Here is a 21,484-nt window from a genome sequence, read left to right on the forward strand (position 1 = left end):
TACTGCAAAGATGGAGCAAGCCATGTGCCGAATCTATCACTTTGCGTGGAACAAAAGGCAGGCATCCTCCGCCCCTGAAAGCACACACCCCTGCGGCAAACAAACAAAAAGGCCGTTACTGCATCGCCTTGTCCTTGCCCTGGCACTGGCTTCCCCTGCCTACGCGCTCGCCCTCCCCGGTGCAGGACAGATCAGCGCCGGTATCGGTAACATCAGTCAAAGCGCCACCACCCTCACGATTACCCAAACCACCCCCAACCTCGCCATCAACTGGCAAAGCTTCAACATCGGCCAAAACGAAACCGTCAATTTCAACCAGCCCGGCAGTAGCGCCATCGCCCTCAACCGCGTGCTCGGCCAAGACCCCAGCCAGATTCTCGGCAATCTCAACGCCAACGGCCAAGTCTTCGTCTTGAACCCCAACGGGGTCTTGTTCGGCAGCGCCGCCCAAGTCAACGTCGGCGGGTTGGTTGCCTCCACCCTGAGCCTGAGCGATGCCGACTTCCTGGCCGGCAACCATACCTTCAGCAATCGTGGCAGCGCGGGATCCGTGGTCAACTACGGCACCCTCACCGCCACCGACAAGGGCTACATCGCCCTGCTCGCCCCCGAAGCACGCAACGAAGGGGTCATCGTCGCCATCCTCGGGACAGCCTTGCTCGCCTCGGGCGACAAGATAACGCTCAATCTCAACAACGGCTCGCTGCTCTCCTACACCATCGATCAAGGCACGCTGAACGGTCTGGCGGAAAACAAGTACCTGATACAAGCCGATGGCGGGCAGGTCATCCTCTCTGCCCGGGCAGCCGACGCACTCACCAGCTCGGTGGTCAACAACTCCGGCATCATCGAAGCGCACACCATCGAAAACCAGGACGGAGTCATCACTCTGCTGGGCGACATGCAAACCGGCCAGGTCACGGTGAGCGGCACGCTGGACGCCTCTGCCCCGGCCGGTGGCGACGGCGGTTTTATCGAAACTTCGGCGGCCCACGTTGCCGTTGCCTCCGGCAGCATAATCACCACCCAGGCCCCGCAGGGAACAACCGGCAACTGGTTGATTGATCCGGCAGACTACACCATTGCCGCAGCCGGCGGCGACATCACCGGCGCCGACCTTGCCTTTAACCTGGGCAGTACCAGCGTGACCATCCTCAGCAGCGACGGCACGGTGAATCCCGGAGGCAACGGCGACATTTTCGTCAATGACGCGGTGAACTGGAACAACGGCAACAGCCTCACCCTGGATGCGGTTCGCAATATCAACGTCAATTCTACGATCAACAACGGGGGCACGGGCACGATCAACCTGAGCGCGGCAGCCGCAGTGGCGGTCAATGCTAACCTTGGCAGCGGCGGCGCGATCGCGATCACCGCCCCCGCCGGACTGACCCAGGATGTTGCCTCCACCATCACCACCACCGGCCTCACCGTCAATGTCGGCGCCGCAAGTATTGCGGACGGCATCATTGATGGGGCAGGCGGCTTGACCAAAACCGGCGCCGGCACCCTGACCCTGAGCAACGTGAATACCTACGCCGGTGCAACGACAATCAATGCGGGCACGCTCTCGCTCAACGGGGATGGCAATTTAGGCGCGGTACCGGGGTCACCGACCCCGGGAAACCTGATCTTAAACGGCGGCACGTTGCAAGCCACCTCTGATATCCAGATGGATGCGAACCGCGGTATCAGTTTGTCGGGAGCCGGAACCTTTAACACCTCCCCGGGTGCCACCTTGACCATTTTCGGCAATATCGCAGGGGTCGGCACCCTGACCAAGGCCGGCACCGGCACCCTGACGCTGGCAGCCAGCAATAGCTATACCGGTGCAACAACGATCAATGCCGGCACTCTGCTCATCAGCAATGACTCCGGGCTGGGAACAGCACCCGGAGCAGCAACGGCAGGCCATCTGACCCTGAATGGCGGTGCCCTGGAAATCCAGTACATCGGCACTGTCCCATTACATGCAAATCGTGGCATTGCCTTGGGGCCGGGCGGAGGATCGATTAATACCGCCTCCAGTAACACCACGACCTACGCCGGCACCATCGCAGGCAGCGGTGCGTTTAACAAAGGACTGGGCGGCACGCTGGAGCTCTCCGGGACGAACAGCTACACGGGCCTGACCACGGTCAGTGGTGGCACGTTGCGGCTTGCCGGAGGCGCGGCGATCGCAGACACAGGTGCGGTGAATCTGGGCACTTCCGGGGCGATATTGAGGCTGTTCGCCAACGAGACGATCGGATCACTGGCAGGCATTGCGGGCACCAGCGTAATCTTGCAGAACAATTCCACGCTGACCACCGGCGATGCAGGCAACACGGACTTTGCCGGAGTAATGAGCGGCGCTGGGGGTAACCTATTCAAACAAGGTGGAGGCACCTTCACCCTCTCGGGGGCGAACAGCTATACCGGACTGACCACGGTGAATGCAGGCACCCTGGCTTACGGAATCACCAACGCCCTGGACGCAGGGGCAGTGACCGTGAACGGCGGCACGCTGGATATCGGCAGCTACTCGGATACCGTGGGCGCAGTTACCCTGAACAGCGGCGCGATCAGCGGCACCACCGGCGTGCTGACCGGCACGGGCTACGATGTACAGAGCGGCACGATCAGCGCCAGACTGGGCGGCGCAGGAGCACTGACCAAATCCACGGGCAACACCGTGACCCTCAGCGGCGCAAACAGTTACACCGGCGCAACGACCATCAGCGCGGGCAAACTGAGCGCCGCTGACGCGGACGCCCTTGGAACCACAGCGGGCACTACCACCGTGGCAGAGGGCGCAACCCTGGAAATTGCCAACGTCGCAATCGGCAACGAAACCATCACCCTGAATGGGAGCGGCATCGGCGAAACCGGGGTGTTAACCGGCACCGGCACGGCATCGCTTGCAGGGCCGGTCACCCTGGCAACAGACAGCACCCTGGGGGCAACCAACGGAAATTCGCTCGAGCTGAGCGGCACCATTGAAGGCGCTAGCGCGCTTGACTTTCTGGGCGGAGGAACCGTCACCCTGGGCGGCACGGTTGGAAGCAGCACCGCACTCGCTTCATTGAGCGGCGCCGCCGGAACTGCGCTGACGGTTAACGGCGGCCTGGTCCGAACTTCCGGAGCGCAAACCTATAGCGGCGCCACCACCTTCGGGGCAACAACCACGCTGCGCACCACCGCCGGGGGCAATATCAGCGCAGCAGGCGCCGTAACGGCAACCGCCGGGACGCTCACCCTGGACACGGGCGCGGGCGATGCGACCTTCACCAACACCAGTAACGATTTCGGCACGGTTGCCGCAACCAGCACCCACAACGTGTCCCTCGTCGACGCCAACGCCCTCGGCATCGGACCCATTAACGCCACCGGCCTGGTGGACATCCGCAGCCAAAGCGGCGACCTAACCCTGAACAATGCCATTACCACAACCAGTACCAGCGCCAATGCGGTCACCCTGATCGCGGATGGTGCTGCCACGCCGGACGCCACGGGCAGCGGCGGCAACTTCAAGAATGCCGGCAGTGCTGCCATTACCACCGGCGCCGGCGGGGCTTGGCGCATCCATACCGGCAACCCGACCGACACCAATCGCGGCGGCCTGGTCGAGGCTGGCAAACGCTACAATGTGGATGACGGCAGCGACCCGATTGCCTCGGACAACCGGATGTACTTCCGTATTCAACCCATCCTGACGCTGACCGCAGACAACAAGATAAAAACCTATGGCGCAGCCAATCCAGCCTTCACTTACAGTTATTCCGGCCTGATCGACAGCGATCTGATAAATGCTGCGATCAGCAGCGGGCCTGGCTATACCGTCGACGGCACCACCTCCACCTCCGGTCAACTGACAGCGGCCACTCTCCACAACATCACCCCAAGCGCGGCAACCGCCGCCAACCTCGGCTACTCCCTGAGCTATGCCAGCGGCACGCTTACCGTGAACAAGAGGGCCCTGACCATCGCCGCAACAGGCACCAACAAAGTGTATGACACTGACGCAACCGCGACCGTCAATTATTGGGACAACCGCGTAGCAGGCGACCTGCTGACCATCGGCGGCACCGCAGCCTTTCTCGATAAAAACATCGGCACCGGCAAGACCGTGAATGTGAGCGCCATCACCCTGGGCAACACCGATGCGGGTAATTACACTTTCAACACCAGCGCTTCGACCTCCGCCGACATCACCGCCGCCAACCTGGAAGTCCCCGGCGTGACCGCCTCGAACAAAATATATGACGGCAATACCGACGCCACCTTGGGCGGCACGGCTGCGATCTCCGCTCTGGGCGGCGACACTGTCACCCTGGGCGGCACCGGCAGCGGCGTCTTCGCCAACAAAAACGTGGCGAACAACAAATCGGTCATTGTCAGCGGCTACACCATCAGCGGCACCGATGCCAGCAACTACGCACTGCTGCAACCCACCGGAGTGACCGCCGATATCACCGCCCGTCCTCTGACTATCTCGGCCGCGGGCCAAAACAAAGTGTATGACGGCACCACCGGGGCGACCGTCACCTACACTGATAACCGGATAGCAGGTGACCTGCTTACCATCACCGGCACAGCCTCCTATCTCGACAAAAACGTCGGCATAGGCAAGGCCGTGAATGTGAGCGGCATCACTCTGGGCAACACTGATGCGAGCAACTATACCTTTAACACCACCACCGCTACCGTTGCCGACATTACCGCACGCGCCTTAAAGATTGCCGCGAATTATGCAACGAAAGAGTACACCGGCGTTGCCTTTCAGGGAGGGAATGGAGTAACTTATACCGGCTTCGTCAACGGCGAAAGCTCCACCGTGCTGGGTGGCACCCTGGCTTATAGCGGTACCTCACAAGGCGCGATCAACCCAGGCAGATACCTGATCACCCCCGGTGGATTGACCGCTGACAATTACAGCATCACATACCTAAATGGCGTGCTGACGATAAATCCTACCACCGATGCGGGAGGATTACCGCCCCTTCTGGTCGGAGCAGTGCTTGCCTTGCCTGGTGGGGAGGACCTGTTTCCCGCCTTCATTTCGGCAATGGTTGCCACGATAGCACCAGTGAGTCCGGTAACCGTTCCATCGGGGACAAGCTTACAGCCTGTCATTCCCCGGACGTCACTCAAGCCGTCAGACAGTATGAGCACTACGGATACGGTAGAGCAGGTGGGCAATCTTACCCTGATGAACGGCGGGGTCAAATTGCCTGCCGACACAAAAAGTCCCGATGGGGAATAAAAAAGGGGCAGCTTTGTGAATATCCGACACACCCAACGCTTCACCCTGTCTGCCCTGGCATTGAGCTTTTTGGCTACCATCTCCGCCCACGCAGCCACGGTTGCGCCAGACAGTGGCCAGACGATCCGCGAGTTGCAAAAGCAACCTGAACTGAACGCGCCGAAGGCCATGCCTCCTTTGCATCTTGAAGAAAATGTGACCCGCACAGACGCGGCCAATGCAGATATACGCCTCACGGTAAGCGGTATCCGTGTTTCCGGCAGCAGCGCCTTTGCCGCGGCTGAACTGGAAGCCCTGGTCGCCAACCTGATCGGCGGCGAACACACCCTTGCCGAGCTCTATCAAGGGGCGGCACGGATTACCGCCTACTACCGCGAACATGGCTATGTGATAGCGCGGGCCTATCTGCCGGCACAGGAGATCCAAGACGGCGTGGTGATAATCAACGTCGTGGAGGGACGCATTGGCGAGCAGCACATCAATAATCAATCGCGACTTTCCGATGCGCGTGCAAACAACTATTTGCAGGGGGTCAAGAGTGGGGATGCCCTCCAAGCAGCTCCCGTGGAGCGCGCCTTGTTATTATTAAATGATACGCCTGGTGTAGGCGGGACCCGCGCCACGCTGCAGCCCGGTGCCAGCGTCGGAACCTCCGACCTTATTGTTGAAATCGATCCTTCCCTGCCCTATGCCGCCAGGGTTGAGATGAACAACTTTGGCAACCGCTATACCGGGGAATACCGCTTGGATGGCGCCCTGGCGCTTAACAGCCCGTTCCGAATGGGCGATCAGTTCACCGTGCGCGCCCTCACCAGCGACCAGGATCTGACCTATGCCCGGATGGCTTACCAAGTTCCGGTGGGCAGCGACGGGTTACGACTGGGAGCGGCTTATTTCGACACCCGCTATCGTCTGGGCAAGGAATTCGCACCATTGCAAGCGCACGGCACCGCAACCAGCAGCACCCTGTTTGGTGTGTATCCCTTCATCCGCAGCCAGACCGCCAATCTCTCCGGTACGCTGTCCCTGGAAAACAAGCAACTCAGCGACTACACAGATGCACCAGTGACAACAGTCGACAAAGAGATCCAACTCGCCAACTTTGGCTTGGCAGGCAATCATCAGGACAGGCTGGGGGGGGCAGGGATTACTTCCTTTGATCTTTCGCTGGCCCTGGGTCTTTTGGGCATGGATGCCGAATCGCTCAGCGCGGACTCGCTGACTACCCGCAGCGATGGGGGGTTCACCCGCTTGGCCTATAACGTCAACCGGGTGCAACGATTGACTGACCTTGACAGTTTGTCCGTTTCCCTCTCAGGGCAATGGGCCGACAAGAACCTCAATTCCTCCGAGAAATTCTTCCTGGGCGGTGCTTACGGCGTGCGGGCTTATCCGCAGGGCGAGGCCAGCGGCGACCAAGGCTGGCTGACGAATCTGGAACTGAGGCATCGCTTTCTCCCCAATCTCCAGGGCGTAGTCTTCTACGATGCGGGCTCAGTGAGGATCAACCACGATCCGTTCGTTGCCGGGGAAAACAGTCGTACTATCTCCGGCGCCGGCGTGGGGGCGAATAGCACTTTCCTTGGTCTGCAAATCAATGCCTATGTGGCCTGGCGCATAGATGGCGACCAGCCCACCTCGGAGCCCGCCTCTGTGGATCGCAATCCAAGGTTGTGGCTGCAGGCAAGCTGGCAACATTAAGCAAATTGCCCCTCAACGGGCAAAACCAACCAAGAAATTGAAAGATTTTCCAGCGCAGCTCGATTACCGAGCCCCTTGAAACAAGCAAGGGACACTGAGTCGCCTAAAACGAAAAAATCCGCGCAGCACTGCGCTACACGGATTCATATTATTTTTAATGGTGCGCCCGGAGGGATTCGAACCCCCGACACCCGGCTTCGAAGGCCGATGCTCTATCCAGCTGAGCTACAAGCGCACATGCACTATTCTTTCAATCAAGCCAGGCTACCAACCCGCAATATGCTGCGGATCGGAAAGCACCTGCCAGGCTCGCTCCGTGATCTCGTCTATCTCGGCCAGGGTCACGGAAAGCGGCAGCCAAAAATAGATCACATTGCCCATGGGCCGCAACAACAACCCGTGCTTCAGTCCAGCCAGATAAATCGGCCAGCCCACCCGTTCATGCACATCGTAGGGTGCCTTGGTCGACTTATCCTTGACCAATTCCATGGCAGTGATCATCCCGAGCTGCCGGAGATCCCCGACCCACGGCAGTTCAGCAAAACGACGCATCCGGGCCTGCAGATGAGTGATCTTGGCCGGCAACCCGACCATGGTCTGTTCCTCGGCAAAGACCAGCAAAGAGCCCAGGGCTGCCGCGGCCGCGAGAGGATTGCCGCTGAAGGTGTGGCCGTGGAAAAATGTTTTTCCCGCACCATAATCGCCATAAAAGGCCTGAAAAACCTCCTCGCTGGTCAACGTCGCCGCCATTGGCAACATACCAGCAGTCAGTCCTTTTGACAAACAGAGAAAATCCGGCACTACCCCCGCCTGCTCTAAGGCAAACATGGTTCCGGTCCGGCCAAAGCCAGTGGCTACCTCATCAAAAATCAGATGCACCCCGTATTCCTTGGTCAAACCGGCCAGCTTTTGCAGATACTTGGCGGGATAGACGATCATCCCCCCCGCGGCTTGGATCAACGGCTCGATGATCAGGGCGGCAATCTGCGCCCCCTGCTCGGCCAGGAGTTGCGCCAACGGCTCCAGACACCGACAGTCACACCCCTCTTGTTCCCGGCCGAAGGGGCAACGATAACAGTATGGGGATGGCAGTCGATGGGAAGAAAAAAGCAGGGGAGCAAAAGGGCCATGGAATTCAGGCACCCCGCCCAGACTCATGGTGCCGATGGTATCGCCATGGTAGCCGCGCTCTATCCCCACCAACTGGCAGCGGCCTGGCTGCCCGGTCTGCCGCCAGTACTGAAGCGACATCTTGATCGCGATCTCGCAGGCCGTGGAGCCATTATCGGAGTAAAATACCCGGGTAAGCTCTGGCGGCGTCAGGCGCACCAACTGCTCAGCCAGCAGAATCGCCGGCTCATGCGTGGTCCCGGCCAGCAGCACCTGATCGAGCCGCGCCAGCTGGGAACGAATTTTTTCGGTTATAATGGGATGACTGTGCCCATGGACAATGCACCACCAAGAGGAAATGGTATCGAAGTATCGCCTCCCCTCCTGATCGAAAAGGAAAATCCCCTCCGCCCTGTCGATAAGAAGCAGGTCACGCTGGGCATAATCGTGCATCTGGGTGTAGGGATGCCAGAGGAACCGCTTGTCTTTTTCCTGTAAGGTTGACACGGGAGTCACACAGGACTGACAATCTTGTAAATAGCCGGATACTGACGGTGCTGTTCCGCATGGTCAAGGCCATAGCCCACCAGAAAACCCTCTGCCACCGTAAAACCGGCATAATCCACCGCCACCTCGACCGCGCGTCTTTCCCTCTTGTCGATCAAGGCGCAGATCCCCACAGAGGCCGCCTTTCTATCCACCAGGAGCTGCCGCAGACAGGCAATGGTTTTCCCGGTATCGACAATATCCTCGACCAGAAGGACATCCTTGCCTTCCAGCTCAAGCTCTGTGTCCTTGGTGCACTGGATGGTGCCGGAGGAGCAGGTGGAGGAGCCGTAACTCGACACCCGGATAAAGTCTATCTCAATGGGCAGCTCGATTTCCCGGACCAGATCGGCCAAAAAAATGAAGGCCCCATTTAAAATGCCAACCATAACCAATTTGCGCCCGGAATAATCACGGCTGATCGCCCGGCCAAGCTCTTTGACCCTCCTGGCAATATCCTGGCTGGAAACAACCACTTCCTTCTCAATCATCTGCCCCTCTCTTTCTGCTCCCGAACACAACCAACTCCTTAAGGAAACCGCCGCCCGTTGTCGATAAAAATCATTGACCTCGGACAAGTCCACCACCTATAACAAACAAAGACAGTCTCTCGTCTCGAAGGTCTCGCCAAGCAGCCTCCAGCCTGGCACAAACATCACTAAGGAGCAAGCCATGAAACGCTATGAATGTTCGGTTTGTGGATATATCTATGATCCGGCGGACGGTGACCCGGACTCAGGCATCGCCCCTGGCACCTCTTTTGAGGATCTGCCGGAAAACTGGTCCTGTCCCATCTGCGGAGCCAGCAAGGATCAGTTCACCCCCATCGACTGAGAGCTACAGCAGGATATCCCCGGTGATCCCGGCCCAGGTTTTGTCAAGTTCCGCGGAAAACGAATTGACAAACTGCGGCACACTGACCTCCTGAAAGGGTCGGTGGTATTCTTGAATCACCGCCCAGGAAAAGGAACGCACGGCATCCTGTTCCGTCACCTCGGGCTGCCCCAGACAAGCGCCCTTCATGGAGGCAAAGATATTCGCCAAATTCACCATGGCCACAGGCAACTGGTTGGTTGTCGCCTTTTCCGGCTGATGATGAAAATGCATTACATCCAGGTATGGCTGCGGCAAACCAATGCCTTCAGCAAGCCAAACCCCGGCCTGACCATGGTCCACACCAATATATTCCTTTTCCACCCGGACCACATCCTGCATCTCTTCTGAGGGCTGAGCATACTGCGGGTAAAAATTCGGAGAGATTCCATCCAGCACCAGCATCCCCAGATCATGGAGAAGGCCGCACAAATAAAGATCGGCGGAGGTGTTTAAACGGATGACATCCCGCAGCATCTCGGCAATCCTGCCGACCACCACCGCGTGTTGCCAAAAATCCTTGGCAACAAGGGTAACCCCGCTGAAACCCTGCACGGACTTTGCCGCCCGGATAGTGTCGAGAAGCACCTCTTGCACCGGCTTGACGCCAATAATAACCATGGCGAGGGGAACGGTTCCCACCATGTTGGCTCTTCTGTAGAAAGGTGAATTGGCTGTCTGGATCACCCGGCAGCTCAACACCGGATCCAGGGAGATCAAATCCGCCAGACGCCGGGTATTATCGAGACCACCGCTGCCTTTCATCATGCGGCTCAACTCGGCGGCAACCGCCGGGTTCACCGGCAGAACCGCCTCAGGATGCACGCGATGATGGAGCTTGGCGGGTGTCAGCCGTTGCTCCTTGTCCGGCAAGGGGGGAAGGGTGAGAGAGGCCCTGGCCCTTTGTTCCTTGTCGGACCGATCTATGACCGGGCTCGGCTTGACCGGAGGTTTCCCCACCTCTTCTTCAGCCTCAACCAAGTCACCGTCGGAAAGCACCTTCTGTAAGATGGAAGGCTTCGCCTCTTCCCCATCCCGCCCGGCAACCCTTTTATTGGCCAAATCCAACCTGGCCACCAGCCGTTCACAGAACCGCTTATAAAATTTCAGTTGGAGAAAGACATTGGAGGTGCTGACAATCTCGGGCTCAACCCGCAGGATAAAGGATTCCGTGCTTGCCACCACATCGGCGGTTCGTCGTATCTCGGTAACCAGCGCCATTTCCCCGAAGCAATCCCCGGTACCAAGATTGGTGAGGAGAATGGGTTTTTCTTTCCCGGGCAACCGTTTTTCCACCCGGACTTCGCCCCTCACCAGGATATAAAAGGCACGTTCGGTGGTATTTTCCTTGATAATCACCGTATTGGCAGGAACCCGGAGCCATTTGCTCACCTGAAGGAACTGCTTGAGCTCATGATCATCAAAGCCATGGAAAAAATGCACCTTCTTCAGAAACTCGATCTGTTCCTCAAGATCGATCTCTTTGTTTTTTTTGCCTGAGGCCATGTTTTTTTCCTTCGCCGTTGCACTGCGATGCAGCTGTTATCCCCTCACTATTTTCCGAGACAAAACTCCGCAAAAATCATATCCAGCACATCATCCGTGGTCGTTTCCCCGATGATATCCCCGAGAAAAGAGAGCGCCCCCTGTAGATCGATGGCCAGAAGATCCGGAGGCAGACCTGCGGCCAACCCCACTCCGACCTGCTGCACCGCGCCAAGGGCGCGTTGCAGGGCCGCCGTATGCCGAACATTCGGGGCGGCGACCCCAGGCTCCTGTAGAACATGCCCGCCAGTGGCCGCCTCGTAGAGCGCCTCTTCCAGCGCATGGATGCCCTGGCCGGTGGTGGCGGAAATACCGACCACCGGTAGTCCGGGAAAAACCTCGCCATACAGGCCAATATCCAGATCAGGCGCCCGGTCGATCTTGTTGACCACCACCACGACCTTCTTGTCCGCAGCCACTGCAAACAGGGCTCGGTCTTCGGCCTGCAATCCTTCTGCCCCGTCAAGAACCAGCAGGACCAAGTCCGCCTCACCGAGCTTTTGCCGGGCCCGACGGATACCCATCTCCTCAACCGCTTCAACGGTTTCCCGAATGCCCGCCGTATCAATGATCCGTACCGGCACCCCTTGAATGTCCAGACATTCCTCGATGGTATCCCTGGTTGTGCCGGGAATCGCTGTAACTATGGCCCGCTCTTCCCGCAGGAGACAGTTGAGCAGACTTGACTTGCCGACATTGGGCCTGCCGAGGATGACCGCGGAAACCCCCTCTCTGATGATTTTCCCCCCCTCCGCCCGGGCAAGCAATTGGGTCAAGGGCTCCTGAACCTCCCGGTCCAGTCTGGCCATGAGCGGTTGGGGATCAAGGATCTCCACATCCTCATCGGGAAAATCGATGGCCACCTCCATGATAGCACGAACCGCAACCAGCGCGTCACGTATTTTCCAGATCTCCTCGTGCAATCCGCCCCGGAGTTGACTCATCGCAAGCGTGGCGCCTTCGCGTGTTTTGGCGCCCAACAACTCGGCAACCGCCTCCGCCTGGGTCAGATCAATCCGACCATTGAGAAAGGCCCGCTTGGTAAACTCCCCGGGCTCAGCCAGCCGGGTCGCGGGAAAGGTCACGATCAGGGCAAGGATTTCCTGCAGCAGGAGATGACTGCCGTGGCCGTGGATTTCCACCACCTCTTCCCTGGTGTAGGTCAGCGGCCCCCGCATATAAACGGCAAGGACCTCGTCAATGGCCAAACCGGTTTCGGGATGGACAATGGCGCCAAAATAGAGGCGGTGGCTTATGAAGTTGTGCTGGAGGTTTTTCGGATGAAAAAGATGCTGGAGGATTGCGTAGGACTGGGGGCCGCTCACCCGGATAATACCGATGCCGCCGGCGCCGGGTGGCGTTGCTATGCCGGCAATGGTCGCCTCGTTGAAATCCGGGAAATCCGGCATTACCATACGTACCGTACCTTATAAACTCCGGAGGGACCGAACAGCTTGCCAGGGGTCAGCCGACAAGCTGCTCTTGTTGCATCGCAGAGAAACACCGATTCGACACCCCCTGATTACAAGGGATTACCTTGTAATCAGATCACCACACCCCTGCGGATAGGTTGTTCAGATCATGGACCTTCGTACCCCGGCCAGAGGTATTACTCGAGGCTCTTCTCGCCGGTTTTCTTTTTTCTGGGAGAACGCCGCCGCCCTTTGCCGGGCAAATAGATGAGTACCTTCTTAAACAACCCTTCGCCGACGCTGCGGCTTCGGATCTCGGTGTCGTCCTGCAGGGCCATGTGTACCATGCGTCTTTCCGCCGGATTAATAGCGGGGATGGTTCTGGTTTTGCCGGTTTCCTTGACTTCCTGGGCCAGCCGCAGGGCGCGATCCTGGAGCTCTCCCATCCGATTATCCCGGAACCCCCCGGCATCAAGAGAAAAGAGTACTTTCTGCGTAAATTTCCGGGTGATGATCTTGCGCATCACATACTGCAGACTATCAAGGGTCTGTCCCTCGGGGCCGACCAGGATATCGACAAACTCCCCGGAGATCTTGGCGTGGACCTTATTGTTCTGATCCTGCTCAATGTTGATTTCCGATGGGCAGTGCATGAGATCCAGGATCCTGGCAAGATCCGCCCGGATTGATTCCATCTCCTCGGGGGTGACGGGATCTCCCATCGCCTCCTCGGGCTCTTCGTTTTCCCTGGGCTGTTCAGCCCTGGGTTTTGGCGGGGTCGACTTCCTCTCCGAAGCAGGCCGCTCAGGCCTGGTTCTTGGCGCACTCGCTTTTTTCTCGGCAACAGGGCGTTTCTGCTCCTGGCCACCCTCTTTCTTGAGAGACACCTGCACCGCCGCTTTTTTCCGACCCAGGCCGAAAATACCGGTGGAACCGGTGGAAATTATGCGGATATCAAGCTCTTCCCGCGCCACATTCAGCGCGGCACAGGCAGTATCAATCGCCGCTTCAACATCCGTTCCCTTATATTCCATCTTGGCAGACATCGTATGACTCCTCCATTTCAGGCGGTATTCCTGGCAGCCCGGCGTCTTCTCTTCGCAACTGTGGCCCTGGCAGCCTCTTCCGCGCTAGTTAATTCAGCAAGTTTTACGCTGTTTCCTGCCGGTTCACAAGATACTGCTGCCCGATGGACAGCAGATTGTTGACAAACCAGTACAAGACCAGCCCGGAAGCAAAATTCAAAAACATGAAGGTAAAGATGAGCGGCATGAACATCATGACCTTCTGCTGGGTGGGATCCCCGGTAGCCGGGGTCATTTTCTGCTGCAAAAACATGGTGGCCCCCATCAACAGGGTCAGCACCGGAATTCCCCCGACAAACGGGAGATCAAAGCCGATGGCCAAGCGGTCCGGCGCGGACAGATCCGTAATCCAGAGAAAAAATGGCGCATGGCGGAGCTCGATGGTCTGCAGCAACACCTTGTACAGGGCAAAAAATACCGGAATCTGGATGACCATGGGCAAACAGCCGCCCACAGGATTGACCTTATAGGTCTGGTACAGCTTGATCATTTCCTGCTGCTGCAGTTGCTTGTCGTCCTTGAATTTCTCGCGCAGCTTCGCCATCTTGGGCTGCAGCTTCTGCATGGTCTTCATGGACTTCATGCCCTTCTGGGAGATGGGCCAGAACAAAAGCTTGATGAACACCGTCACCAAGATAATGGCCACCCCGTAGTTCCCCACATAGCCGTGGAGAAACTTGAGCAGATAGAGGGTCGGCTTGGCCATCACGTCAAACCAGCCGAAATTGATGCTGCGCTCCAGCTCATGGCCGGCCGACTTGAGAGCCGCCATGGTCTTCGGCCCGCAGTACACCGAATACGAATACTGCTGACTCTGGCCGGGCTGAATAACATCGCTGGCCCCGGCCAGTACCGTGGTCACCCGATCTTCATCCTGCACGGAAAAATGGGCCGTGTGCTGGTCGCCGGTCTGCGGAACAATGCCGCAGAGGAAATAATTATCTTCATAAGCCGCCCAGCTGATCTTCCCGGTAAAGCTTCGGCTTCCCTTTTTCAGGTCAGTCGCCTTGATTTCCTCGAGCACCCCATCCTTTATCAGGGCGGGACCGACGAAGACCATGGAGGATTCCTTGGCAAAGGGACGGTTGTCAAGGGTCAGATAGGGGGCACCCTGCAGGGGAGTGGCTGTGGTATTGATGACCTCAATAGTCAGATCCAACAGATACTGCTGGTCGCCAAAGCGCATGGTGCGAACAATCTCAAGGCCCGAGGGCAATTTGCCCCGCATGGTCAGCACTTTGCCGCCATCCTCCTCCTTGATTGGCGCAGCGACATAGACCACCGGCGGAATGGTGCCCGGCTCAACCCCCCAAGAAAAGTTCAGGGGCAGGTTGTCGCCGTTTTTGGGGCGAAGAAGTTCTTTTTCGCCGGAATCCTTGGCAAGATCCTCCCGGTAGTTCTTCAACTGAAAGCTTTTCAGCATACCGCCAGACTCAGTGACCACCGCCGAGTAGAGGCTGGTTGTTACCGGAATCTCACGCCCTTGCCTTACGGAAGCACCAGCAGGCGCAGTAGCCAGCAGACTTGCCGCGGCAACGGGAGCTGGTGCCGAAGCGACACTTTTTCCCTCGGTTTTGCCGTTTTCTGGGGAGGAGGCAACGATACTTTCCGTGGCCGGGGGGGGAGTGGGAACAAAAAAGTACTGATACCCAAGCAAGATGGCCAAGGAAAGAAAAATGGCCAAAAACATTCTCTGTGTGTCCATGAAATCGAATCCTCGTCAGGCTCTATTTAGTTTGGATGCAGGCCTGAAGCACCCGGACAACACCAGCTGCTGTTGTCTCAAAAAGATTTATCCACCGGATCAAACCCGCCAGGGTGAAAAGGATGGCATCGGAGAAGGCGACGCGTGGCGAGATAGAGACCACGGATGGTTCCGTGGTGGACAAGAGCCTCTATGGCATACTGTGAACAGGTGGGAGAAAAACGACAGTTCGGCGCGAAAAGTGGAGAGATGCAGAGCTGGTAACATCGTATCAGAGCAATGAAAATTCTTTTCACATCCAATCCTGATAGTCTCGTAAAAATGGGGAGAAAACCCGCATCTCCATGACAGACACTCGAAGAGTTACACAACAGCTTTTGTCGCCGGTCACTTTCGCTTCCTGCTGCCTTCACACCCTTCTACAATCACAGCCATCCATTTTCTGGGGGAAAAGAGGATATCACGAGATGCTCAACGTCGCTTCACCCGGAGCTGGCTCCCTCCCACCAGGCTTACGCCGGGCAAGAAGGGTTCGGACAGCCACCTCGACCTCCCGAGGGGAATCCGGAATAAAACCAAGCCGTACGGCAAAAACCACATCGGAAAAAGGCTCGATAAACGCTGGATTGTGGCGAAAAAATTCCCGGATTATTCTCTTGATCCTGTTTCGCTGAACCGCCTGCCGTACACCGTGGACGCTTATTCCCACCCTATTGCCTGCGGTGTGATTTGGCACATAAATCAGACTGAAGTTCTGACCGCGCAGCCGCTTCCCCTGGTCATACACCTTCTTATACTGCCAGGATTTAACCAGCAACATGTCCTTGGAAAGGGGATGGGCTCTCATGCTGCGCGGGACGGCTCAGGACTAAACAGTCAGCCGCTTACGACCCTTGGCCCGACGACGGTTGATGACGGCACGGCCGTTTTTTGTCTGCATTCTGGCTCTAAAGCCATGGGTGCGGTGTCTTTTGAGGTTACTGGGCTGAAAAGTTCTCTTGCTCATGATCGTCTTCCTTTTTCTCTTCTGTTACGGCCTCTAGATGGCCTGCCTCTCATTTTTGCTGTCTTGCAGCAGCTGGAACCGTGCGTCACGCAGTCTAACGGAAACACCCCCGAAAGCACAAAAAAATCCGCCCAGCAATAAAGCTCGCTATATTACTCAGAGCCATCCGACATGTCAAACATTTTCCCGAGGCGGTTATTCCTCCGAAGATTCATTATCAAGACCGAACAACTGGCGGACAAAAGCCAGCTTGAGCTGGGGATTGTCGTGGGGGCCACTGTTCTTCAGGAAAAGCATGGGGTCATGCAGCAACTTGTTGACAATGGCATTGGCCAGCATCTCCACCGAGCGCCGTTCGTTTTCCGAAAGCGATTTGAGCGAGGCCAAGGTTTTTGTTACTTCGGCCTCGCGGATTGCGTTGGCCTTCTGCCTGATGGCCGTAATGGTGGGAGCCAGTTCCATGCCATCCAGCCACTGCCAGAACTTGACCACCTCCTCGGCAACAATGCCTTCCGCCCGTAGCGCCTCTTTTTCCCGCTCCGCCTTGTTCACGTCGACCACGTTTTTCAGATCGTCGATATCATACAAATAGACATTATCCAGATCATTGAGCTCCGGGTCAAGATCGCGGGGCACCGCAATATCGATAAGAAAAAGCGGCCTGTTTTTCCGCTGGCGCATGAGCGGCTTGACCTCATCTTTCCTAAGAATCAGATCGGTGGCCCCGGTGGAGCTGATCAGGATATCGACCTCCGCCAACTGCGTGGTCAACTCGGCCAAGCCTACGGCAATACCGTTAAACTGGCGGGCCAGCTTGGCCGCCCGCTCCACGGTCCGGTTGGCCACGATGACCCGGCCGATCCCCTGCCTGACCAGATGCTCGGCCGCCAGTTCGGCCATTTCCCCCGCCCCCACCAGAAGAACGGCCTTATCCTGCAGGTTGCCAAAGATCTTTTTAGCCAGCTGCACTGCGGCATAGCTGATGGAAACCGCGTTGCCCCCAATATTTGTTTCGGTGCGCACCCTCTTCGCCACGGAAAAGGATTTGTGCAGCAGCCGGTTCAGGATTGCGCCAGTGGCTTTCTGCTCCACCGCCTCGCGGTAGGCCTGCTTCAGCTGCCCCAGGATCTGGGGCTCCCCGACCACCATGGAATCGAGACTGGCCGCGACGTTGTACAGATGCGCCACCGCCTCCCTGCCCTGATAGAGGTAGCTGTACTGCTGGGCTTCGTCGTCAGCAAGCCCGCTTTTGGCAAAAAGAAAACCACGCACCGCCACCGCCGCAACGGCCGGATCGCTGGCGACAAAAATCACCTCCACCCGATTACAGGTGGAGAGAAAACAACACTCACGGCACCCCTCGATCTGCATCAAGGTCAACAGCGGTCCGGCGCAATCCCCGGAAAAGGCGAGCTTCTCCCGCACCGCCACCGGAGCGGTTTTATGATTCACGCCGATGATGACGATACTCTCAGCCAACATAGGAGTGTACTCCCCCCAAGAGATACGTTACGCCCCAGAGGGTAAAGAGAACCGAGGCAAACCCGACAATGGCCATGATCGCCGCCCGCTTGCGCCGCCATCCCACGGTGAGCCGCTGGTGCAGGATGGCCGCATAAATGAGCCAGGTGATCAGCGACCAGGTTTCCTTGGGGTCCCACTGCCAGTATGTCCCCCAGGCCTGCTTCGCCCAGACCGAGCCGGTAATGATCCCCAAGGTGAGCAACAAAAAACCCAAGGTCAGACAATGCTGGTTCAGGTTGTCAAGCGCCTCAAGCGAAGGCAGACGGCTATAAAATATCCCGAATTTTTTCTTCTTGATCTCCCGCTCCTGCAACAGATACATGACCCCGCCGCAGAAAGCCATGGCCAGGAAGCCGTTGGCCATGAGGGCGATGCTGGCATGCACCGGCAGCCAGTTGCTCTTGAGTGCCGGGGGCAAGGGCGCCATCTCCTGGGAAGAAAAGGCGGCAATCAGCATCAGGATCGAGATGAGCGGCGAAACAAAGACACCAAAATTTTTCACCCGGTACCGCCACCAGAACGACAAGAATGCCCAGGTCATGGACCAGGCAAAAAAGGAAACCGCTTCATGGTTGTTGGTCAGGGGGGTATGCCCGGCGGCAAGATAGCGCACCACAAAATAAACGGTATGCAGGATGCCGCCGGAAAGAAGAATTGCCCGGGCAACCGCGCGGACCTGTTTATGACCTGAGAGAAAATGGACCACATACACGGCGGTGGCCAAAAGGTACAGAGAGAGGGTGAGCTGAAACAAGAGGGTCATCGTGTCGCTCCTGCAAAGTGCTGGTATTCCTGGCGGACCGCCTCAAGACAGTCAAGAGAGACGTCAGGACCCAAGACGTCTTGAATATGGCGGGCAAGCTTTTGCCACAACCCGTCCTTGATCCAGACCGCCATCTCGGGATCGGCCAGCCTGGCAAAAATCAGCTTGTTTTCCGCATGTGGTCTGCCGCCGGCCAGAACCGTATCCCGCAGAGCCCCGAGAATATCGACGAGCGCCCCATATTCCGGGCCGTACTGGCCCTCCAATGCCTGGCGCAGCATGCTGGCCAGAGCCGGACTTTTCCCTGCGGTGGAAACGGAAATGGCCAGGTCCCCTCGCCGGGCCGTGGCCGGAAGTATGAAATTACACCATTTCGGCACATCCGCCACATTGAGCAGAATATTGTGCGCTTCGGCCTCGGCATGGACCCGCTCCTGCACTGTGGGATCATCGGTGCAGGCAATCACCAGAAAAGCCCCGGCCAGATCGCCATCCTGATACAAACGGGGCAGCCACTCTATCGTGCCGGCTTGATGCAGGCCCGCAAGGGTCTCGCTCAACTCGGGACTGATCACCTTAATCCGGGCGCCATGGGCCAACAGCCCTTTCGCCTTGCGCTCGCCAACCCGCCCGCCGCCGATGACCAGGCAGGACCGGCCAGCGATTTTGAGGCAAACCGGAAAATATTGCGAATTATTTTCGACCAATGAGTTCCACCCGTATCCTTCCGGCAAGCGCTGCAGCGAACCGGTTTGCATCCTCGCTTGAACCGACAATGGCATCATAATGCATGGGCACCGCGATCTTAGGGCCGATGGCAAGAGCCGCCTGTGCCGCTTCCTCGGCGGTCATCGTATAGGTGCCGGAAACAGGCAGCAGGGCGATATCCGCCCGGATATTTTTCATCTCCGGGATATAATCGGTATCGCCGGCATGGTACACCCGCACTCCATCTACGGTAAGAATAAACCCAAGCCAACCGTTGGCCTGGGGATGAAACTGCTTGTTGGTGTTGTAGGCCGGGACGGTCTCGATGGTGAGCCCTTCCACTTCGCACCGCTCGCCCGGGGCAAGGGTTATGATCTTCCCCTGCAGTTTTTTCGCAGACTCCGCTTCGGTAACAATCTGCGTGGACGGTTGCTGAATCAGGTCCACATCAGCAGGAGAGCAATGATCGTAATGGTCATGGGAAATACAGATGATATCGGCAGGCGGCAACCCCGGAGCAAGCTGGAAGGGGTCGAAATAGATCTTCTTGCCCCCGGCGCAGAGCAGAAATGCATCATGGCCGAGCCACTGAAGATTTTTGAAAACATTCTCTATCATAGCTCGCCCCAACTCCTCGTTTGCCACAACCCGCTCTATAATCAATTTGACACGTTCTGCAATCTATTATAGGAGTTAACTGTACAATTTTCTTGCATAACTTAAGATTCTTCCGGAATTAACTCTCGCCGTTGCCCTTGTACTCTCAGGCCAGGAGGTCACCCATGCCAACAGGAACCTTTGCCCTTTCCACCTCGAAGGTCATGCAGTTTTTAGACATCACCGACCAGGTGCAAAAAGCTGTGAGCGCAAGCGGTGTGCAAGACGGGATCTGCCACGTATACAACCCGCATACCACCGCCGGACTGACCATCAATGAAGGGGCAGACCCCACGGTGCAGAGCGATATTATTGCCGCCCTGCAAAAAATCGTGCCGCAGATTGCCTATCAGCACCAGGAAGGCAATTCTCCGGCCCATGTCATGGCCTCGCTTGTCGGCAGTTCGGTAACGGTTTTTATCGAAAATGGCCGGTTGCAGCTTGGCACCTGGCAGAAAATATTCTTTTGCGAGTTTGACGGGCCCCGCTCCCGCAAGGTTTTTTGGCGACTCGCCTAGCCGTTTTGCCCCAGGTGAGCGGGAAAAAATCAAAACATCCCTTTGCGCAGCAGCTCCCGCTCGCGTAGACGCACGTACTGAAGCAACGTTTCCTCTTCGCCCTTGGTCAGATCAAAAAGTATCCCATAGCAATATTTTTTATTGTCTCCACGGGTTGCCCGCATTACCTTTGCCCTACTGATGTTCATATAGGTGCCCGCACTCAGCCCGGTTCCAGCCCCGGGGAAAAACACCGCCAGTTCAAGCAGGAGATCCCCTGGCTGAAGGGGAGCAAACCTGTCCGTGCAGACGAAAATCCCGTTGGCGCTGACATCAACAACCTGGAACCCCTGGCGCATTTCATTGTTGTGCATGAACATGACCGTACTGCCGTTGGGCACGCCAACCCGATAGTTGGACCGGCGCTGCAGGCGGAACAGGGTGGAGGGGAACTCGGTAAAGATGCTGTTTTCCGTGGTATGCGTCACCTGAACCCGCACCTTGTTCCAGACCATGGCCTCGTCCTTGAACAGGATATGGATAATCTCCTGGGTTCCGGGCCAGTCGACGGGCTTATCAATCTCAAGCATCCGGTCATCGTAGCTGACGATGACCGTTTTGGGAGACTGATAGCCTGTGTGCACCAAGGAAATGAGCTCCCTTTTTTCCCGGAGCCGGTCAAGGGCCATACGGATCAGCTCATGGGACTCGGTGGATTGCGTCCCATTCTCCAGGGTTATCCATTGCCCGGACATTTTTTCATCACTGTTTTTAAAACCGATCATTTTTTAACCCACAATTACCGGACACTGCCATGAACAGCCCCAAAACGCCCACCACCCATCTAAAAGCAAAAGAGATCTGCTTTGGCCTGAACCGGGAAACCGACGAGCGCTCCCTGGCGGCATTTCTGCAACGATTCGCAGAGCCTGCCTTCCTGCAAACCCTTATTCCCCGCCTGGAGGAAGGAGAAATCACCTCCCTCCTTGATTTTCTTTCCCAGCTGATGCATAAGCATTGTAGCGAAAAGGAATACCACCGCCTGTTCCTTAAGGATTGAGAGACTCTTTATATCTCCAGCAAGAATGAAGCCGTTATTTATACTCA

The 21,484-nt window shown here is 57.3% G+C and carries 19 protein-coding genes and 1 tRNA gene; 5 read left to right on the forward strand and 15 right to left on the reverse strand.

Annotated features, from left to right (window positions below; all coding sequences use genetic code 11):
* Positions 1-22: 22 nt before the first annotated feature.
* Together OLX77_RS03495 and OLX77_RS03500 are read left to right on the forward strand one after the other, a co-directional pair.
* On the forward strand, positions 23-5,245 hold the full coding sequence (locus OLX77_RS03495) for a beta strand repeat-containing protein (protein ID WP_307632200.1): 5,223 nt from the start codon (positions 23-25) through the stop codon (positions 5,243-5,245).
* Between the two features lie 195 nt (positions 5,246-5,440).
* Positions 5,441-6,946 carry a ShlB/FhaC/HecB family hemolysin secretion/activation protein gene (locus OLX77_RS03500; protein WP_307632201.1) on the forward strand — a complete coding sequence of 502 codons (1,506 nt, stop codon included), beginning with the start codon at positions 5,441-5,443 and terminating at the stop codon, positions 6,944-6,946.
* A 158-nt stretch (positions 6,947-7,104) separates the two neighbouring features.
* On the opposite strand, the gene OLX77_RS03505 is transcribed toward OLX77_RS03500, so the two are convergent.
* The 3 genes from OLX77_RS03505 to hpt all read right to left on the reverse strand — a co-directional run bounded on the left by OLX77_RS03505 (position 7,105) and on the right by hpt (position 9,093).
* Positions 7,105-7,181, reverse strand: a tRNA-Arg gene (locus OLX77_RS03505).
* A gap of 29 nt (positions 7,182-7,210) precedes the next feature.
* Complete coding sequence (gene bioA / locus OLX77_RS03510) at positions 7,211-8,563, reverse strand: adenosylmethionine--8-amino-7-oxononanoate transaminase (protein WP_307632202.1); 1,353 nt, start codon at positions 8,561-8,563, stop codon at positions 7,211-7,213.
* Positions 8,564-8,568: 5 nt separating this feature from the next.
* Entirely contained in the window at positions 8,569-9,093 is a 525-nt protein-coding gene (hpt, locus tag OLX77_RS03515) for a hypoxanthine phosphoribosyltransferase (protein WP_307632203.1), read from the reverse strand.
* 181 nt (positions 9,094-9,274) lie between these two features.
* Between hpt and rd the strand changes: the two genes are divergently transcribed.
* Entirely contained in the window at positions 9,275-9,436 is a 162-nt protein-coding gene (gene rd / locus OLX77_RS03520) for a rubredoxin (protein WP_307632204.1), read from the forward strand.
* Between the two features lie 3 nt (positions 9,437-9,439).
* Here the strand turns inward: rd and OLX77_RS03525 are convergent, their stop codons facing one another.
* The 11 genes from OLX77_RS03525 to OLX77_RS03575 all read right to left on the reverse strand — a co-directional run bounded on the left by OLX77_RS03525 (position 9,440) and on the right by OLX77_RS03575 (position 19,841).
* Positions 9,440-10,981 (reverse strand): HDOD domain-containing protein, encoded by a 1,542-nt coding sequence (locus OLX77_RS03525; RefSeq protein ID WP_307632205.1) that lies wholly within the window; start codon positions 10,979-10,981, stop codon positions 9,440-9,442.
* A 47-nt stretch (positions 10,982-11,028) separates the two neighbouring features.
* Positions 11,029-12,435 (reverse strand): tRNA uridine-5-carboxymethylaminomethyl(34) synthesis GTPase MnmE, encoded by a 1,407-nt coding sequence (gene mnmE / locus OLX77_RS03530; protein ID WP_307632206.1) that lies wholly within the window; start codon positions 12,433-12,435, stop codon positions 11,029-11,031.
* Between the two features lie 194 nt (positions 12,436-12,629).
* Positions 12,630-13,478, reverse strand: a complete 849-nt coding sequence (gene jag / locus OLX77_RS03535; RefSeq protein WP_307632207.1) for an RNA-binding cell elongation regulator Jag/EloR — start codon at positions 13,476-13,478, stop codon at positions 12,630-12,632.
* A 103-nt stretch (positions 13,479-13,581) separates the two neighbouring features.
* The gene (gene yidC, locus OLX77_RS03540; protein WP_307632208.1) at positions 13,582-15,222 is read right to left on the reverse strand and encodes a membrane protein insertase YidC; all 1,641 of its coding nucleotides are present in this window, start codon (positions 15,220-15,222) and stop codon (positions 13,582-13,584) included.
* 77 nt (positions 15,223-15,299) lie between these two features.
* Complete coding sequence (gene yidD, locus OLX77_RS03545; protein WP_371877456.1) at positions 15,300-15,635, reverse strand: membrane protein insertion efficiency factor YidD; 336 nt, start codon at positions 15,633-15,635, stop codon at positions 15,300-15,302.
* Positions 15,636-15,682: 47 nt separating this feature from the next.
* Positions 15,683-16,069: a ribonuclease P protein component gene (gene rnpA / locus OLX77_RS03550; protein ID WP_307632210.1), complete on the reverse strand. Its 387-nt coding sequence runs from the start codon at positions 16,067-16,069 to the stop codon at positions 15,683-15,685.
* A 21-nt stretch (positions 16,070-16,090) separates the two neighbouring features.
* Entirely contained in the window at positions 16,091-16,228 is a 138-nt protein-coding gene (gene rpmH / locus OLX77_RS03555; protein ID WP_307632211.1) for a 50S ribosomal protein L34, read from the reverse strand.
* Between the two features lie 195 nt (positions 16,229-16,423).
* Positions 16,424-17,710: a glutamyl-tRNA reductase gene (gene hemA, locus OLX77_RS03560; RefSeq protein WP_307632212.1), complete on the reverse strand. Its 1,287-nt coding sequence runs from the start codon at positions 17,708-17,710 to the stop codon at positions 16,424-16,426.
* Complete coding sequence (gene ccsB, locus OLX77_RS03565; RefSeq protein WP_307632213.1) at positions 17,700-18,515, reverse strand: c-type cytochrome biogenesis protein CcsB; 816 nt, start codon at positions 18,513-18,515, stop codon at positions 17,700-17,702. Before ccsB ends, hemA begins: the two co-directional genes overlap by 11 nt.
* Positions 18,512-19,222, reverse strand: coding sequence for a precorrin-2 dehydrogenase/sirohydrochlorin ferrochelatase family protein (locus tag OLX77_RS03570; protein WP_307632214.1), 711 nt, complete (start codon positions 19,220-19,222; stop codon positions 18,512-18,514). Before OLX77_RS03570 ends, ccsB begins: the two co-directional genes overlap by 4 nt.
* Positions 19,209-19,841: an MBL fold metallo-hydrolase gene (locus OLX77_RS03575; protein ID WP_307632215.1), complete on the reverse strand. Its 633-nt coding sequence runs from the start codon at positions 19,839-19,841 to the stop codon at positions 19,209-19,211. The genes OLX77_RS03570 and OLX77_RS03575 overlap by 14 nt, the downstream gene beginning before the upstream one ends.
* A gap of 164 nt (positions 19,842-20,005) precedes the next feature.
* Here OLX77_RS03575 and OLX77_RS03580 point away from each other — a divergent pair, with 164 nt between their 5' ends.
* A complete protein-coding gene (locus OLX77_RS03580; protein WP_307632216.1) occupies positions 20,006-20,398 on the forward strand; it encodes a secondary thiamine-phosphate synthase enzyme YjbQ in 393 nt (130 codons plus the stop codon).
* A gap of 29 nt (positions 20,399-20,427) precedes the next feature.
* Here the strand turns inward: OLX77_RS03580 and OLX77_RS03585 are convergent, their stop codons facing one another.
* The gene (locus OLX77_RS03585; protein ID WP_307632217.1) at positions 20,428-21,162 is read right to left on the reverse strand and encodes a flagellar brake protein; all 735 of its coding nucleotides are present in this window, start codon (positions 21,160-21,162) and stop codon (positions 20,428-20,430) included.
* Positions 21,163-21,191: 29 nt separating this feature from the next.
* Between OLX77_RS03585 and OLX77_RS03590 the strand changes: the two genes are divergently transcribed.
* Positions 21,192-21,437 carry a hypothetical protein gene (locus OLX77_RS03590; protein ID WP_307632218.1) on the forward strand — a complete coding sequence of 82 codons (246 nt, stop codon included), beginning with the start codon at positions 21,192-21,194 and terminating at the stop codon, positions 21,435-21,437.
* The last annotated feature ends 47 nt before the right edge of the window (positions 21,438-21,484 follow it).

The organism is Thiovibrio frasassiensis, from assembly GCF_029607905.1.
In the GTDB taxonomy this organism is placed as follows: domain Bacteria; phylum Desulfobacterota; class Desulfobulbia; order Desulfobulbales; family Desulfurivibrionaceae; genus Thiovibrio; species Thiovibrio frasassiensis.

Bases quoted from the DNA above. Each gene is read 5' to 3' on its own strand.
- OLX77_RS03495 (WP_307632200.1), top strand. From the start codon at position 23: ATGTGCCGAATCTATCACTTTGCGTGGAACAAAAGGCAGGCATCCTCC.
- hpt (WP_307632203.1), bottom strand. From the start codon at position 9,093: ATGATTGAGAAGGAAGTGGTTGTTTCCAGCCAGGATATTGCCAGGAGG.
- rd (WP_307632204.1), top strand. From the start codon at position 9,275: ATGAAACGCTATGAATGTTCGGTTTGTGGATATATCTATGATCCGGCG.
- OLX77_RS03525 (WP_307632205.1), bottom strand. From the start codon at position 10,981: ATGGCCTCAGGCAAAAAAAACAAAGAGATCGATCTTGAGGAACAGATC.
- mnmE (WP_307632206.1), bottom strand. From the start codon at position 12,435: ATGGTAATGCCGGATTTCCCGGATTTCAACGAGGCGACCATTGCCGGC.
- jag (WP_307632207.1), bottom strand. From the start codon at position 13,478: ATGTCTGCCAAGATGGAATATAAGGGAACGGATGTTGAAGCGGCGATT.
- yidC (WP_307632208.1), bottom strand. From the start codon at position 15,222: ATGGACACACAGAGAATGTTTTTGGCCATTTTTCTTTCCTTGGCCATC.
- rnpA (WP_307632210.1), bottom strand. From the start codon at position 16,069: ATGAGAGCCCATCCCCTTTCCAAGGACATGTTGCTGGTTAAATCCTGG.
- rpmH (WP_307632211.1), bottom strand. From the start codon at position 16,228: ATGAGCAAGAGAACTTTTCAGCCCAGTAACCTCAAAAGACACCGCACC.
- hemA (WP_307632212.1), bottom strand. From the start codon at position 17,710: ATGTTGGCTGAGAGTATCGTCATCATCGGCGTGAATCATAAAACCGCT.
- ccsB (WP_307632213.1), bottom strand. From the start codon at position 18,515: ATGACCCTCTTGTTTCAGCTCACCCTCTCTCTGTACCTTTTGGCCACC.
- OLX77_RS03575 (WP_307632215.1), bottom strand. From the start codon at position 19,841: ATGATAGAGAATGTTTTCAAAAATCTTCAGTGGCTCGGCCATGATGCA.
- OLX77_RS03580 (WP_307632216.1), top strand. From the start codon at position 20,006: ATGCCAACAGGAACCTTTGCCCTTTCCACCTCGAAGGTCATGCAGTTT.
- OLX77_RS03585 (WP_307632217.1), bottom strand. From the start codon at position 21,162: ATGATCGGTTTTAAAAACAGTGATGAAAAAATGTCCGGGCAATGGATA.
- OLX77_RS03590 (WP_307632218.1), top strand. From the start codon at position 21,192: ATGAACAGCCCCAAAACGCCCACCACCCATCTAAAAGCAAAAGAGATC.